At 62.8% G+C, this 15,859-nt stretch carries 12 protein-coding genes and 1 tRNA gene; 6 read left to right on the forward strand and 7 right to left on the reverse strand.

What is annotated here, in order from left to right:
• Positions 1–184: 184 nt before the first annotated feature.
• On the reverse strand, positions 185–640 hold the full coding sequence (locus KI797_RS09040; RefSeq protein WP_082030109.1) for a YchJ family protein: 456 nt from the start codon (positions 638–640) through the stop codon (positions 185–187).
• Between the two features lie 129 nt (positions 641–769).
• Here KI797_RS09040 and KI797_RS09045 point away from each other — a divergent pair, with 129 nt between their 5' ends.
• The 4 genes from KI797_RS09045 to KI797_RS09060 all read left to right on the forward strand — a co-directional run bounded on the left by KI797_RS09045 (position 770) and on the right by KI797_RS09060 (position 5,999).
• Complete coding sequence (locus tag KI797_RS09045; RefSeq protein ID WP_226172662.1) at positions 770–2,437, forward strand: methyl-accepting chemotaxis protein; 1,668 nt, start codon at positions 770–772, stop codon at positions 2,435–2,437.
• Positions 2,438–2,541: 104 nt separating this feature from the next.
• Positions 2,542–3,753 carry an ROK family protein gene (locus KI797_RS09050; protein ID WP_182788727.1) on the forward strand — a complete coding sequence of 404 codons (1,212 nt, stop codon included), beginning with the start codon at positions 2,542–2,544 and terminating at the stop codon, positions 3,751–3,753.
• A complete protein-coding gene (locus KI797_RS09055; RefSeq protein WP_226172664.1) occupies positions 3,750–5,333 on the forward strand; it encodes an ATP-binding protein in 1,584 nt (527 codons plus the stop codon). The genes KI797_RS09050 and KI797_RS09055 overlap by 4 nt, the downstream gene beginning before the upstream one ends.
• Entirely contained in the window at positions 5,334–5,999 is a 666-nt protein-coding gene (locus KI797_RS09060; protein WP_226172666.1) for a response regulator, read from the forward strand.
• A gap of 60 nt (positions 6,000–6,059) precedes the next feature.
• Here KI797_RS09060 and KI797_RS09065 read toward each other — a convergent pair whose 3' ends face one another.
• The 6 genes from KI797_RS09065 to KI797_RS09090 all read right to left on the reverse strand — a co-directional run bounded on the left by KI797_RS09065 (position 6,060) and on the right by KI797_RS09090 (position 13,399).
• Positions 6,060–7,592, reverse strand: coding sequence for a tripartite tricarboxylate transporter permease (locus tag KI797_RS09065; RefSeq protein WP_043129833.1), 1,533 nt, complete (start codon positions 7,590–7,592; stop codon positions 6,060–6,062).
• 9 nt (positions 7,593–7,601) lie between these two features.
• A complete protein-coding gene (locus tag KI797_RS09070; RefSeq protein ID WP_226172668.1) occupies positions 7,602–8,063 on the reverse strand; it encodes a tripartite tricarboxylate transporter TctB family protein in 462 nt (153 codons plus the stop codon).
• A 42-nt stretch (positions 8,064–8,105) separates the two neighbouring features.
• Positions 8,106–8,921 (reverse strand): tripartite tricarboxylate transporter substrate-binding protein, encoded by an 816-nt coding sequence (locus KI797_RS09075; protein ID WP_226172670.1) that lies wholly within the window; start codon positions 8,919–8,921, stop codon positions 8,106–8,108.
• A gap of 222 nt (positions 8,922–9,143) precedes the next feature.
• Entirely contained in the window at positions 9,144–10,661 is a 1,518-nt protein-coding gene (locus KI797_RS09080) for an MltF family protein (RefSeq protein ID WP_226172672.1), read from the reverse strand.
• Positions 10,662–10,865: 204 nt separating this feature from the next.
• Positions 10,866–12,551, reverse strand: a complete 1,686-nt coding sequence (locus tag KI797_RS09085; RefSeq protein ID WP_005327876.1) for an aspartate:alanine antiporter — start codon at positions 12,549–12,551, stop codon at positions 10,866–10,868.
• 772 nt (positions 12,552–13,323) lie between these two features.
• Positions 13,324–13,399: transfer RNA gene (locus KI797_RS09090), tRNA-Asn, on the reverse strand.
• 132 nt (positions 13,400–13,531) lie between these two features.
• Between KI797_RS09090 and uvrB the strand changes: the two genes are divergently transcribed.
• Positions 13,532–15,544: an excinuclease ABC subunit UvrB gene (gene uvrB, locus KI797_RS09095; protein ID WP_171273767.1), complete on the forward strand. Its 2,013-nt coding sequence runs from the start codon at positions 13,532–13,534 to the stop codon at positions 15,542–15,544.
• Positions 15,541–15,798: a YkvA family protein gene (locus tag KI797_RS09100; RefSeq protein WP_041205657.1), complete on the forward strand. Its 258-nt coding sequence runs from the start codon at positions 15,541–15,543 to the stop codon at positions 15,796–15,798. Before uvrB ends, KI797_RS09100 begins: the two co-directional genes overlap by 4 nt.
• Positions 15,799–15,859: the final 61 nt, after the last annotated feature.

Raw genomic sequence — 15,859 nt, forward strand, 5'->3', positions numbered from 1 at the left:
TCTCATCTCTTCCAGATGAGGCCAGTGTGGCGCCTGTCTGGCGGAAAATGTTTGATATGGGCCAAGTTAATGTTCGCAAACGCTCATCAAAGAGGGCGTTAATGAGCAAATCGTGATTGTTGTCACACTCCAGCAACAGTAGAGGGGGCCACCGGGCCCCCTCTGTCGACACGAGTTACGGCGCTCAGCCGCAGCACTTCTTGAACTTCTTGCCGCTGCCACAGGGACAGGGGTCGTTGCGACCGACCCGCAGCGGCGCCGGATCCTGCTCGCCGTCGGTGTAGACCCAGCGCCCCTGGTGGCGCACGAAGCGGGAGCGCTCATGCAGGCAGTGGCGCTCATCCCCCTCCACAAACCAGGCCTTGAATTCCACCATGCCAGCTTCATCCGTAGGGCCACCCTGGGCGGCGATGATCTCGAGACCGTCCCAGTTGGTATCGGTCTGGGAGAGCGCCTCTGCGGTCAGAGGGCCCAGATAGTCCGGGTGCCAGCTGTGGACCAGGTACTCTCCCAAGCCCAGCACGAAGGCGCTGTAGCGGGAGCGCATCAGCTGCTCAGTGGTAGTGGCGGCCTGGCCGGCGTGAAGCGCGCCGCAGCATTGGGCGAGGGAAAGAGAGGAACCGCAAGGACATTGGCTCATGGGTCAGTTCATCGGGTCGATAATAGAAGGTGGCGAGATTGTAGCGAAAGCGGCCCCCCCTCGGCCAGCATCCCATGCCGATGCAGCAGGAACGGAACATCAAGAATAAACAGCAGAAAGGATTACACAATGACACTAAAGCAGAAGATCCTGTTACTGGGGGCTATCCCCGTGCTGCTGATGGCCCTGGTGGTCAACCTCAGCAACTACCTGGTGGCCAGGAGCGATCTGGAGTCCGAGCTGGTGGTGGCGAGGGACAAGGCGGTCAAGGAGCGCAAGGCCCTGCTCAGCAGCTACCTGATGCTCGCCAAGACCGCCATCGAGAAAGAGTATGCTGCGCCGGACAGCCCGGAGGCGCGTGCCCGGGTGAAGGAGCTGCTGCGCCCCTTGCGTTATGGCAGTGACGGTTACTTCTTCGTCTACGACTTCCAGGGCAATACCCTGCTGCTGCCCACTCGCCCCGAGGTGGAGGGCAAGAACCGCTGGCAGGACAAGGATACCAAGGGCACCTTACTCATTCAGGAGATCGTCAAGGCGGCCCGCGAGGGGGATGGCTACTCGGAGTACTGGACCAACAAGCCCTCCATCGGGCGGGATGCGCCCAAGCTCTCCTTCAACCTGGTGCTCGACAAGTACCAGTGGGTGGTGGGGACCGGCTTCTACATCGATGACATCGACACCGAGCTGGCGGTCCTGCGCAGCGAGCGCGAGGAGAACATGCACGGCTCCTTGCAGAGCAGCGTACTGCTCATTCTGGTGATCCTGGGGGTGACCCTGGCGGTGACAGTGGTGCTCGGCAACCGGGTCACCCGGCCGCTGGCGGATGCGGTCGCAGCCCTCAATGACATCGCCGACGGGGAGGGGGACCTGACCCGGCGCCTCAAGGTGCAGAGCGAGGACGAGGTGGGCCAGCTGGCCAGCGCCTTCAACCGCTTCGTGGAGCGGATCCAGTCGGTGGTGAGCCAGGTCGGGGAGACCAGCCATCAGCTGCTGGGGGCCGTGGACAGGCTGCACAGCTTAAGCGAGCACGCCGACCGGCAGATGCAGGGCCATGGCCGGGAGACGGATCAGGTGGTCACCGCCGTGACCGAGATGAGCTCCACCGCCCAGGAGGTGGCGGCCAGCGCCTCCAACGCGGCTACGGCCACCAGCGACGCGGCGCGGGAATCCGATGCCGCCCGCGAGGTGGTGGGCAGCGCCATCGGCAGCATCAACCGCCTGGTGGAGGAGGTGCACACCGCCTCCGGTGTCATCGAGCAGCTGGCCCAGGAGACCGGCAAGATAGGGTCCGTGGTGGAGGTGATCCGCGGTATCGCCGATCAGACTAACCTGCTGGCGCTCAATGCCGCCATCGAGGCGGCCCGGGCTGGCGAGCAGGGACGCGGCTTTGCGGTGGTGGCGGACGAGGTCCGCTCGCTGGCCGGTCGCACCCAGCAGAGCACCAAGGAGATCAATGAGATGCTGCAACGGCTGCAGGGTGGCGTGCGTCAGGCGGTGGAGGTGATGCAGGCGAGCGAATCGCGCAGCCAGGAGACGGTGCAGGAGGCGAGTCACATCGCCAGCTCCCTCGACAGCATGGTGACGGCGGTCAGCACCATCAACGACATGAACATCCAGATAGCGACCGCCGCCGAGGAGCAGCACGCGGTCTCCGAGGAGATCAACAAGAACCTGGTGGCCATACAGCAGATCGTCAGCGAGCTGACCGAGGCCGCCGGGGAGTCCAACACCACCACCCGGGCCCTGGCCGGCACGGGTGACAAATTGCGCCAACTCGTCTCCCGCTTCCGTTACTAGTCACATTTTTGCCGTCTGGACGTCATTTCCAGACGGCAAATTTGGGGATCGGCGCAGAATGTGGGAAAATCGCGCCATTCGTTCCTTTCGTTAGCCCCAACCCTATGAATGAGATCGTGAAAGGCAGTATCGATTTGATCCGTCAGCTCAACTACGGCCTGGTCTACGCCAGCCTGGAAGAGCACAAGGAACTGTCCCGTACCGATCTGTCCCGTTTGACCGGCCTCTCACCAGCCAGCATCACCAAGATCACCCGCGAACTGCTCGATGGCGGTCTGGTGGTTACCTGTGGTGAGAGCTCGGTGGGCCGTGGCCGTCGTCAGACCTTGCTGCGCATCAACGAGCGCCGCTTCCAGTTTCTCTCCATGCGTCTTGGCCGCGGCTATGTAGACATGGCCCTGTTCGATCTCGCGGGTCACTCCCTGGCGCGTCATCGCCATCTGTTCAGCGAGACCGAGCGCGGCGACCTGCTGGCCAGCCTGGTGCGGGCCATCGAGGTGTTTTTGCCAAAGAAGGCTCTGCGGCTGGCCTGTATCGCCCTCTGTCTGCCCGGGCAGGTGGAGCGCCACTCCGGCATGGTCAAGCACTTCCCCTTCTATGATCTGCGCAACTGGCCGCTCGGGCCCACGCTGCAGCAGGCCTTCGCGGTGCCCGTGCTGGTGAGCGGTGATGTGCGCACCTGGATCCAGGCCGAGCGGGAGTGGGGCGCCGCCAGGAACTGCGCCGATGCGGTGCTGGTGTTTGTCCACAACGACATTGGTGTGGGCATGGTGGTCAACGGCCAGCTCATCGAGAGCGAGTCGGCCCTGCTCGGGGATCTCAGCCACCTGCAGCTGGAACCCTATGGCCAGCGCTGTTACTGCGGTGGCTTCGGTTGCGCCTGCACCCTGGTGACCAACCAGGCGCTGGAGGCCCAGTACCGGGACCTGCGCGAGCGGATGCAGGAGCACGATCTGCCAGCGAGCGTCAACATCCGCGAGCTGTGCGAGCTGGCGCTGGCGGGCAACAGCCTGTGCCAGGACATACTGCATCAGGCGGCGGGCCGGCTCTCCCGGGTGCTTGCCAACCTCATCTGCCTGCTCAACCCGGGCAAGCTGCTGCTGGGGGGGGAGATCACCCGGGCCGATCGGCTGCTGTTCCCCATGCTGCACCAGTCCCTGGCGAGCCAGTTGCCGGCGGAATATCTGGTACGCCTGCAGATCGAGTCCACCCATTTTTACGAAGATCCCACCAAGCCCACCTCGGTGCAGGTGCACAAGGCCCTGCGGGACGGCAGCCTGCTGCTCGACCTGTTGCGAGGTGACAGGGAGGCATGAAGCTGGGGTTGCAAGGACGCATCCTGCTCATGCTCTGCCTGGTCAGCCTGCTGCAACTGGTGCTGCTGAGCGGGGCCAGCTACTACTACGTCTCCGAGCAGCGCTACCGGGAGGTGGGGGATCAGGCCCTCGACGTGGCCCGGCTGGTGGCCCGAGAGCCCGGCGTCATCGCCGGGGTGAAGCGGGCCGATACCGCGCGGCTCAACGTGCTGGTGGAGCGGATGCGGGGCGAGGTCGGTGCCAGCTATATCGTCATCGGCGATGGCGAGGCGCGCCGCCTGGTGCACCCCAATGCGGACAGGATAGGCAAACCCATGATGGGGGATGATCCCGGGCGCGCTCTGCAAGGGGAGTTCTACATCTCTCGCGCCCAGGGCTCCCTCGGGGTCTCGGTGCGCGGCAAGGGGCCCATCCGGGATGAGATGGGCAGGGTCATCGGTGTGGTCTCGGTCGGTTATCTGGTGCGGGACATAGAGGCTGACCTGCAGGGCTTCCTGCGCTTCGGTCTCGCCATGACCCTGCTCATCGTGCTGCTCAACAGCGCCGCCGCAGCCTGGTTGGCCAAGCGCTACAAGCGGGCCCTGCTGGGGTTTGAGCCCGAACAGATAGGGCGCCTCTATGCGGAGCTCGACTGCACCCTGCGCACCGTGCGCGAGGGGATACTCACCATAGACGAGCAGGGCAGGCTCACCTCCCTCAATCCCAACGGCATCCGGCTGCTGCGCCTCGATGAGCGGGCCGCGCAGGCCGCCATCGGCCAGCCCGTCGGTCAACTGCTGCCGGGCAGCCGCATGCTCTCCATCTTGCAAGAGCAGAGCCCCCAGTTTGACGAGGAGATAGTGCTCAACGGCCAGTCTCTCATCGTCAACCGGTTGCCGCTGGTGCGCGAGGGCAAGCTGATCGGCGCCGTGTCGAGCTTTCGGCGCAAGGACGAGCTGGCCGAGCTCAGTGCCCAGCTCTCCCAGGTGCAGGCCTACAGCGATCTGCTGCGGGTGCAGACCCACGAACACAACAACCAGCTTGGCACCATCGCCGGTCTCATCGAGCTGGGGGCCACCCGGGAGGCGCTCGCCTTCATCGGCCGGGAGGCGGCCACCGAGCAGACCCTGCTGAGCTTTTTGATGGGAGCCATCGCCAAGCCCAAGGTGGCGGGCCTGCTGCTTGGCAAGTACCACAGGGCCAACGAGCTAGGACTGGTGCTGGAGGTGGACCCGAATTCCCGCCTGCACGACATCCCCGCCCGGGTCAGCGGCTCCCAGCTGGTGACCCTGCTTGGCAACCTCATCGACAACGCCTTCGAGGCGACCCGCCGCCATGGCGCCCCCTATCAGCCGATCCGGGTCTCTTTGAGCGATCTCGGCCAGGATCTCATCCTGGAGGTGGAGGACGGGGCCGGTGGGGTGGATCCCGCTTTGGCGGACACCTTGTTCGAGCGCGGGGTGAGCAGCAAGGCCGAACCCGGCCACGGCATAGGCCTCGCCCTGGTGCGCAAGACCCTGGATGCCCTGCAGGGGACCATCACCATCGAAGCCACGGCGCAGGGGAGTTGCGTCGTCTGTTACATTCCCAAGGAGGTGTGAGTGATCAAGATCCTGATCGTCGAGGATGATCCGGCCATTGCCGAGATCCACCGGCGCTTCGTGCAGCGGCTGGCGGGGTTCGAGGTGCTGGGGGTGGCGCTCACCCTGTTCGATGCGAGAGAGCAGATAGCCATCCTCAAGCCGGATCTGGTGCTGCTGGACGTGTGGCTGCCGGACGGGGAGGGTTTCTCCCTGCTGCGGGAGCTGCGCCAGTGCGGGGCCCATCTCGACGTCATCCTGCTCACCGCCGCCCGTGAGGCCGCAGCCCTGCAGGAGGCGATGCGCCTCGGGGTGGTGGATTTCATCCTCAAACCCGTGGTGTTCGAGCGACTGCGCGACACCCTCGACAAATACTGCCAGAGCCGCGCCGCCCTGGCGGCGCTGGCGGACATCGATCAGCAGGCGGTGGATGCGCTCTTTGGCACCCCGCTGCAACAGGTGGCGGCGGGCGGCCTGCCCAAGGGAATAGACGCCCTCACCCTGCAAAGGGTGCTGGCGGCCCTGAACCTGCAGGGGGCCAGCGCCGAGGAGATAGGCAGCCGAGTCGGGGTGAGTCGCACCACGGCGCGCCGCTACCTGGAGTTTCTGGTGGGCCAGCAGCTTGCGAGCCCCGAGCTCGAATACGGCACCGTCGGGCGGCCGGAGCGGCGCTACCGCCAGCGATGAGTGGCCGGTTCCAACCCAAAAAAAGAGCGCCTTTTGGCGCTCTTTTTGTAATGTCTCGGATCAGGTCGGGTCGGATTGCAGGGTCGCCACCGGCGTGCGACGGGCCTGCCACCACTGCCAGAGCGGCAGCAACAGCATCACCAGGGTGACCAGGGTGAAGCCTAGGGTGATGGGGCGCTCCCACAGGAAGCTCAGGGAGCCGTCGTTGATCACCAGGGCCCGGCGCAGGTTGTCCTCCAGCATGCCCCCCAGGATGAAGCCGAGCAGCATGGGGGCCATGGGGAAGTCCAGCAGGCGCAGCCCTATGGCCACCAGGGCCACCAGCACCATCACATAGATGTCCATGGTGTTGAAGGAGACCAGATAGACCCCGATGAGCGAAAACAGCAGCACCATGGGGATTAGCACGGGGCGTGGCACCTGCAGTACCTTGGCCAGGTAGGGAATGAGCGGCAGGTTGAGGATCAAGAGCACCACGTTGCCCAGATACATGGAGATGATCACCGACCAGAACACATCCGGGTGCTCCATGAAGAGGCGCGGACCAGGCTGGATGCCGTAGGCGATGAGGGCCCCCAGCATCAGGGCCGTGGTGCCTGAGCCCGGGATCCCCAGGGTCAGCAACGGCACGAAGGCCCCGCTGGAGGCGGCGTTGTTGGCCGCTTCCGGCGCGGCTATGCCGGTCAGGCTGCCCTTGCCAAACTCGTCCCGCTTGCCCTTGCGGGCGAAGTTGCGCTCGGCCCCATAGGCCATGAAGGAGGCGATGGTGGCGCCAGCCCCTGGCAGCACGCCGATGAGGAACCCCAGCACCGAGGAGCGGGCGATGGGGGGCGCTATCTCTTTGACCTCGTCCCGGCTCAGCTTGAGGGAGCCGAGCTGCTGCATCTTGCTCGCCTCCTCCTTGCTGGTGTCCTTGCCCGGGCGCAGCACCGTCATCAGGATCTCCGCGAGGGCGAAGGTGGCCATGGCCAGCAGCAGGAAGGAGAAGCCATCGCGCAAGTCCGGCAGGCCGAAGGTGAATCTGTCTACCCCGACGCTGCGGTCGATACCGACGGTGGAGATCATGATGCCAAACAGCGCCATGATCAGTGCCTTGAGCACCTGCCCCTTGCCGGCGAAGGCCGCCACTGCGGAGAGCCCGAGCACCATGAGGGCGAAGTAGTCCGCCGACTGGAAGGCGAGGGAGACTTTGGCGAGCAGCGGCGCCGCCACCATCAGGAAGATGGCCGACAGGGTGCCACCGACGAAGGAGGCGTAGGCGGCGATGGCCAGTGCCTTGCCTGCATACCCCTTGCAGGCCAGCGGATAGCCGTCGATGGCGGTGATCATGCTGGCGGAGCAGCCCGGGGTGTTGATCAGGATGGAGGCGGTGGAGCCGCCGAACATGGAGCCGTAATAGACCCCGGCCATCAGGATGATGCCGGAGGCCGGATCCAGCCCGTAGGTGATGGGGATCATCAGGGCGATGGCGGTGACCGGCCCCAGCCCTGGCAGCATGCCGATGAAGGTGCCGACGAAGCAGCCGACCACCACCATGAAGAGGTTGATGGGCATCATGGCGGTGCCGAGCCCTTGCAGGATTCCGTCTAACATGGGTTCTCCTTATCCCAGCAACTGGGTGAACAGCCGACCCGGCTCGAGGTAGACATTGAGCCCCTTGGTGAGCAGGGCCCAGAAAATGAGGGTTAAAGGGATGCTCACCTTGCAGGCAAAGGCGAGGCTCTGTTCGCCCATCAGCAGGATGCCGCCGATGAGGAACAAGATGGTGGCGACGAGGAAGCCGAGCCAGCCGAGGGCGAGGCCGTAGACCAGCATCAGCCCCAACAGGGCGAATACCAGCCGCCAGTTGCCGGACTCCTTGCCCAGTGGTTCTCCCCCCGGTGAGCAGATCAGCAACAGGGAGAGCAGGACCCCGGCTCCGGCCAGGGCATAGGGCAGGGTGCTGGCGGTAAAGGGTTCATATTCGTCCCCCGGGTAGCCAGGGATCTGGGTGGCGTGATAGCCGTAGGCGAGGGAGAGCAGCAAAAACAGCAGCCCCCCGAACCGTTCCTTGGTCAGTCGCATGATGACTCCGATGAGCGGGCCGAACCCGCCACAGGCTGAGGGTTACTTGATGAAGCCGAGCTCGCGCATCAGGCCGCCAATTTGTTGCTCCTGGCTGTTGAGAAAAGCCGTGAACTCGGGGCCGGATTGATACTGGTTGATCCAGCTATTGCGCGCCCGCACCGCTTCCCACTCCGGTTTGTCGTACATCTGCTTGAGCAGGGCGGCGAACTCGGCGGATTTCTCCGGGCTGATGCCGGGGGAGGCGAAGTAGCCGCGCCAGTTGGCAAACACGGTGGGGTTGCCCTGCTCGGAGAAGGTGGGTACCTGGCTGGCATCCGGCATGCGCTCGGGGGCGGTGACGCCGAGGATCCGCATCTGACCGGACTTGACCGCCTCCATCGCCTCGCCAAAGCCGGTGGAGAGCACCTGGGTTTCCCCCGCCAGTACCGCCGCCATGGCGCTGCCGCCGGCGTCATAGGCCACGTAGCGTAGCTTGCCAGCATCGGCCCCCGCATTCTTGAAGGTCATGGCGGCCACCGGGGTGAGATCCCGGAAGGATTGCGGCAGTTCCTTGGAGAGGGATTTGACGATGATGGGGGTGGAGTTGACCATCAGGGTCTCGTCGGACTGGGCCGAGGTTTCGATCAGATGGGCGATGGCCTTGGCACCGCCACCGGCCGAGATGTTCTGGTAGGAGGCGGTGGTGATGAGGCCGGACTTGGTCAGTGCCTCACCGGTGCCACGGGCCGTGTTGTCCCAGCCGCCGCCGGCGCCACCCGGGATCAGGAAGTGGACTTCGTCTATCTTGGCCTGGACGCCGAGGCTGGCGCCCAGCAGGCAGCAGAGCAGAGTGTGCTTGAAGGTTCCTTGCAACATGATGTTCTCCTTGTGATTGTTGCAAAGAGGTTAATGAATGGTGTGTGGTTGGAAAACAATCTGGCCGTAATGGCTATTAAGGCTGTTGTGCCCATTCTGTTCATTGCGGTCATGGGGAAAGAGGGAACCCGCCGCCAAGAGGGAGGGGTGCTGAACTAGAAACGGGGCTCGCCTCTGGTGAAGAGAGGGGCCCCGCCCGTGGTTGGTTCTGGCTTGAGTCGCTTATGATTTCTTTGCCGCCGAGACCTTCTCTTGCTGCTGGAGGGCCTCGCTGGCCTTCTGTCTCAGTTGCATCTGTTCCATCACCAGCTTGTAGGCGATGTAGTACTTGTAGATATTGCCCACATAGGTGACTGTCTCGGGGCCAATTTTCTCCGCCGCCACGTATTCGACATTGTGGAACCAGACGTTGGGATCCATGCCCCGTTTCTTGGTCTCGGCTCTCAGCCTGGCGACCCGGGCGGGGCCGGCGTTGTAGGACGCGAAGGAGAAGAGGGCCTTGTCGAGGGCGGTCATGGGTTCGTCGGCATAATAGTGATCGATCATCCAGCGCATGTATTTGGCGCCCCCGTGGATGTTGGGCTCGAGTTGGCGAATGTCGCCCACCTTCAGCCCCTTGCCGGTGGCGGGCATGATCTGCATGATGCCGATGGCGCCGACATGACTGCGCGCCTTCTGGTTCAGGGCCGACTCCTGATAACCCTGAGCCGCCATCAACAGCCAGTCCACGTCATAGCGGTCGCCATACTCGCGAAACAGCTCCACTACCTGCAGGAACTTCTTGCGTTCGGCGGCGGCGGCAGCGCTCTTGACGAACTTGTTCTGCTTGAGATAGCGGGCCAGGATCTCTTCCCCCGTTGCCTTGCCCCGTATCGCCTTGATCTGCTGATTGAGCATGGCGAGCAGCTTGGGACTCTCCTTGCGCACTGCCCAGGCGATGACGCCCCCTTCCCGGAACACCGGGGTCTCATGGATGGTTATCTTGGGGAAGATCTTCTGCCAGAAGCGGGCCTTGTGTTCATCCATGACGATGAAGGGCAGCAGACCGGCATTGACCATCTCTACCAGATCTTCATCTTCCAGCACCTCGGAGGCAGGCTGGATGTCGATGAGGGGCTCTCCCGCCTCCTTGCGAGCCTGGTTATAGGCCATCAGGCTCTCGAAATAGCTGGAAGAGGGTCGTACGAAGATGGTTTTGCCCCCCAGATCGGCGGCGCTCTCCACCTTGGGAGAGTGGGGGCCGGAGATCAGCAGTTCGCGTACGTTTTCAAGCAAAGGATCGGTGAACTCCACCCCCTGTTGCTTGCGCTTGTCCGTGATGGTGAGGTTGGCAGCGGCGATATCGCCCTTGCCTTCGATGAGGGAGGCCAGCAGGGCTTCACGGGCCACGGGAATGAAGACGATATGAACCTTGAGGTGGCGCTTGATGGCCTTGTCCTTGCGCAACGACTCGTTGAGGCGTTTCTCCACCTGGATGAAGGCATCATAGGTGACGCCCCGCTGCACCCCCTTGTGGATGAAGTAACCGGTCTTGTTGTAGGTGGTCAGCACCCGAATGGTGCGCCTCTCCAGCATGGCGTCGAAATCCCCCAGCATGGGTTTGGCGAGCTCCGCGCTGTCAAAAGCCAGGGCGCTGCGCTCCTCTTCTTCCTCGACGGCGGCCTTTTTCTCTGGCTCGGCGCTCCAGACCGGTGCCAGAGAACAAAGCACCCAGACCATGACAATCCATAAGCGTTTCATGATGTTCACCTCACTCGTTTTACTGAGTGTAAGTGGGGCGCAAGGGACGCTTTAGCTCTTTGAGTTTCAACGGGGCCAGCCGATAGCACGATTGTTACTATCCAGAGGCACGTGTCATTTGAGGGTGAAAGGACGGTCAGCCCTGTAATGGAAGAGGGAGCCCTCGGGCTCCCTCTGTGCGGATTGCATCGGTATTATGAGTGGCTAGAACCAGAAGCCGATGATGAAGGAGCCTGCCAGAGTCAGCATCACGTTGGCCACCGCATAGGTGCCGGCGTAGCCGAGCGCCGGAATCGAGCTGTTGGCGGCCTCGTTGACCACATCCATCGCCGGGGCGCAGGTACGGGCACCCGTGATGGCCCCGAGCAGCAGGGCCGGGTTCATCTTCAGTACCCAGACCCCGAACAGATAGCCCACCAGCACCGGCAAGGTGGTCACCAGCATGCCGGAGAAGAGCACCACCATCCCCACCTCGCTCAGGTGGTCGAGGATGCCGCCACCGGCTTTGAGGCCCGTGCTCACCATGAAGACGGCGAGGCCGAGATCCTTGGCCAGGCGCAGCGCGCCCGGCGGCACATAGCCGACGGTGGGGTGGTTGGCCCTCAGGTAACCCATCAGTATCCCTGCCAGCAAGAGGCCGACGGCGTTGCCGAGGCCGAACTCTATCTGGCCGAACACCAGGGAGACGGAGCCGATGAGCAGACCCAGCACGAAGAAGGTGGTGAAGGCCACCAAATCTGTGGTCTGACTGTGGATGCTGATGAAGCCGATCTTGTTGGCCAGCAGCTTGACTCTCTGCTTCTCGCCGCTGATCTGCAGCACGTCGCCTTTTTGCAGCATGATGTTGCGATCGAACGGCATCTCGATCTGGGAGCGCACCACTCGGTTGAGGAAGCAGCCCTTCTCGGTCAGGTTGAGCTCCACCAGATGGCGGCCCACCACTGCGTCGTTCTTCACCACTATCTCTTCGGTGACGATCTGCAGATCCAGCAGGTTGCGGTCAAACACCTCCTTGCCGTTGCGGTAGTTGACGTCGAGCTTCTCGTGGCTCTCCGGATAGCCGACCAGGGCGATCTCGTCCCCCTCCTGGATGACGGCGTCGCCGTCCGGGCTCGCCAGAATGCCGTTGCGGCGGATCCGCTCCACGTAACAACCGGTGTGGGGGTAGATGCCGGTTTCGCGCAGGGTGCGACCGCCGATCCAGGCGGCGAGTTCCGGGCCGACGCGATAGGCGCGAATGATGGGCAGATAGGTCTTGCGGCTCTCGCTGTCGGAGAGCCCCCGCTCGCGGGCTATCTTTTGCGCCTCTGTATTGAGATCGAGCCGCGCCATTGAGGGGAGATAGCGCACCACCAGCATCAACCCCACCAGGCCCACCAGGTAGGTCAGGGCGTAGCCTATCCCCATGTTGTCGAGCACGGGTTGCATGTCGGTGCCGTGGGGCAGGTTGAGCAGGCCGCTGCGCAGGGCATCCTGGGCCCCCACCAGTGCCGGGGTCGAGGTCAGCGATCCCGCCAGTATCCCCGCCGCCATGCCGGGTCCCAGGTTGAAGAACTTGGCCAGTCCCACTGTCAGCAGCAAGGCGGTCAGCAGGATCACCAGGGTCAGGGTGATGTAGTGGATGCCGTCGCGCAGGAAGACGCTGAAGAAGTGAGGGCCCGCCTCGATCCCCACACAGAAAATGAACAGCATGAAGCCGACGTTCTCGGTGGAGGTGGAGAACTGGAACCCCATCTGGCCAAACAGCAGGGCGGTGAACAGCACCCCTATGGTGTTGCCAATCTGGAAGTTGCCGATGCGCACCTTGCCCAGCAGCAGGCCGAAGGCCAGCACCACGAACAGCAGCAGGGAGTCGCTTTGATGTAGCAGTGTCACGAAATCTATGGTCATGCCCGGAAAAACCGAGGAAAAAAGTGGGGCCGATATTGTGCCGGATCCCTCACCAAGAAAGAAGCGCGAAAGCGGATTAACAGCCAGTTAAGTGCTGGTCTCTCCGGGGCGGGGAGCGATGCGCGGGCGACTTGGGGAAAATACCTCTATTTTGCGCTGCTGATCCCGCTGTCAATGAGTGATTTCTGCTGTCGGCGGGGGAGGGCGTGACAGCCCTGTGGACAATTTATTACCTGCTGTGCAGGAGGCAATTGAGCATGATTTTCAGCATTTTTGACTGGGGTGGTTAGAGGGATGCAAAAGAACCCTTTTTTCTGTTCGGTTGAGGCTGACCCATGGCACGTGGCATGGCGAAAAAAAAGCGGGAGAAAGAGGATGTCTCGCCCCCGCCCGACCCATTTAGGGGGGAGGGCAAAAACAGGAGAAAATGGGGGGTGAGGAGTTTTACCTTGCCAAAGCGGAGACAATCGCTGCCAACCTAGGCCTGCATTGGGTTTGGCACACTTACCCACAGAAACTGTGGATAACCCTGTTCATGAAACTTGGTGATCAGCCTGCAAGCCGCACCAATACTGGGGTGCAAGCGCTGTTCAAAAAATACCGGCAAAAAAATGTTTCTATAAAAATCAAATAGTTATACGCAGCAGAACAAAACGCTGCTGGTCAGGAACCGGGGATCAAAGGGGGAGTGCGCCGCGAGGGACGGCTTGTGCATTAAAATTGGCAGAGGAAAGCACTAAAGTGGATAACTTGCACCGAGATGGTGAGGAATTGGCTCCCCCGACTGGACTCGAACCAGTGACATACGGATTAACAGTCCGCCGTTCTACCGACTGAACTACGGGGGAACATCTGGCAAGGAGGAGCATCATACAGAGGTCGCATTTCGGGGTCAATAGCCGTCAGGGCAGGAGAGCGGATACCCAGGCCTGCCAACTCGGGGTACACTGCTCTCTTGCCGTTTTTTGTCGGGAGTCGTCATGAATAAGCCTTTCAAGCTGGCCAGCCAGTTTCAACCCGCGGGGGATCAGCCTGCGGCCATCGCCCGCCTGCTCGATGGCATCGAGTCCGGCCTCGCTCACCAGACGCTGCTCGGGGTGACCGGGTCGGGCAAGACCTTCACCATGGCCAACGTCATCGCCACCCTGAATCGCCCGACCATGATACTGGCTCCCAACAAGACCCTGGCCGCCCAGCTCTATGGGGAGATGAAGGAGTTCTTCCCCGAGAACTCGGTGGAGTACTTCGTCTCCTATTACGACTACTACCAGCCGGAAGCCTATGTGCCGACCACCGACACCTTCATCGAGAAGGATGCCTCCATCAACGATCACATCGAGCAGATGCGGTTGTCAGCCACCAAGGCGCTGCTGGAGCGGCGCGACGTGGTGATCGTCGCCTCGGTATCTGCCATCTATGGTCTGGGGGACCCCCAGGCCTACCTCAGCATGATGCTGCATCTCAAGGTCGGGGATGTGATCAACCAGCGGGACATACTGCGCCGCCTCGCCGAGCTGCAATACACCCGCAACGACATGGCCTTCCAGCGCGGCACCTTCCGGGTGCGGGGGGAGGTGATCGACATCTATCCGGCGGAGTCGGACAAGCTGGCACTGCGGGTGGAGCTGTTTGACGAGGAGGTGGAGCGGCTCTCCCAGTTCGATCCCCTGACCGGTGCCATCGAGCAGACCGTGGTGCGCTACACCATCTACCCCAAGACCCACTACGCCACGCCGCGCGAGACCATTCTGGGTGCCATCGATCACATCAAGGAAGAGCTCAAGGGACGCCGCGAGCAGTTGCTCTCCCTCAACAAGCTGGTGGAGGAACAGCGCATCAGCCAGCGCACCCAGTTCGACATCGAGATGATGCAGGAGCTGGGGTACTGCTCCGGTATCGAGAACTACAGCCGCTATCTGTCGGGGCGTGCCCCCGGTGAGCCGCCGCCCACCCTGTTTGACTACCTGCCGGGGGATGGCCTGCTCATCATCGACGAGTCCCACGTGACGGTGCCGCAGATAGGCGCCATGTTCAAAGGGGACAGATCCCGCAAGGAGACCCTGGTGGAGTACGGCTTCCGGCTCCCCTCGGCGCTGGACAACAGACCATTGAAGTTTGACGAGTTCGAGGCCCTGATGCCCCAGACGGTGTTCGTCTCGGCGACCCCCGGCCCTTACGAGCTGGAGAAGTCCGGCGGCGACGTGGTGCAGCAGGTGGTGCGTCCCACCGGCCTGCTGGATCCCGAAATCGAGGTGCGGCCCGTTACCACCCAGGTGGACGATCTGCTCTCCGAGATCCGGCTGCGGGTGGCGGTGGAGGAGCGGGTGCTGGTCACCACCCTCACCAAGCGGATGGCGGAAGACTTGACCGAATACCTGGCGGACCACGACGTGCGGGTGCGTTACCTGCATTCGGACATCGACACAGTGGAGCGGGTGGAGATCATCCGTGATCTGCGCCTCGGCAAATTCGACGTGCTGGTGGGCATCAACCTGCTGCGAGAAGGGCTCGACATGCCGGAGGTCTCCCTGGTGGCCATTCTGGATGCGGACAAGGAGGGCTTCCTGCGCTCCACCCGTTCCCTCATCCAGACCATTGGCCGCGCCGCCCGCAACCTCAACGGCAAGGTGATCCTCTACGGCGATACCATCACCAACTCCATGAAGGTGGCCATCGAGGAGACCGAGCGGCGCCGTGCCCTGCAGCATGCCCACAACCTTGAACACGGCATCACGCCTATGGGCCTCAACAAGTCGGTGGGGGACATGATGGACATGGGGGGCAGCCGCACCGCTGGCAAACCCGGCAGAGGCAGTCGCAAGGCGGCCGAGCCGCAAGGGGAGTACCATGCCCGCTCCGCCAGCGAGATCGCCAAAGAGATCAAGCGGATGGAAGAGCAGATGTTCCAGCATGCCCGGGATCTGGAGTTCGAACAGGCCGCGGCCATGCGGGATCAGATCCAGCGGTTGCGCGGCGAGTTGATCGAGTCATGAGTGGCAAGCGTTGGTTGATCTGGCGGCGCCTGCGCCGCCTCTATGCCGGTTTTCGCCATCCGGACACCCCCTGGTGGGCCAAGGGGCTGGTGATCCTCATCCTCCTCTATGGCATCAGCCCGGTGGATCTCATTCCGGATCTGGTGCCCTTCGTGGGCTGGCTCGACGACGTCAGCCTGCTGCTGTTGCTGCTCTGGGGGTGGGAGTCCTGCCTGCCTGCAACGGTCAGGCAGGGGCTGGATACCCTGGAATGAAGGGCGAAGCGATACCGCAGATTGTCGGTTGCAAGGCATTGGCGTAGACTCCACGCCGTTC

Origin of the sequence: Aeromonas media (assembly GCF_020423125.1) — a bacterium.
GTDB classification, from domain to species: domain Bacteria; phylum Pseudomonadota; class Gammaproteobacteria; order Enterobacterales; family Aeromonadaceae; genus Aeromonas; species Aeromonas media.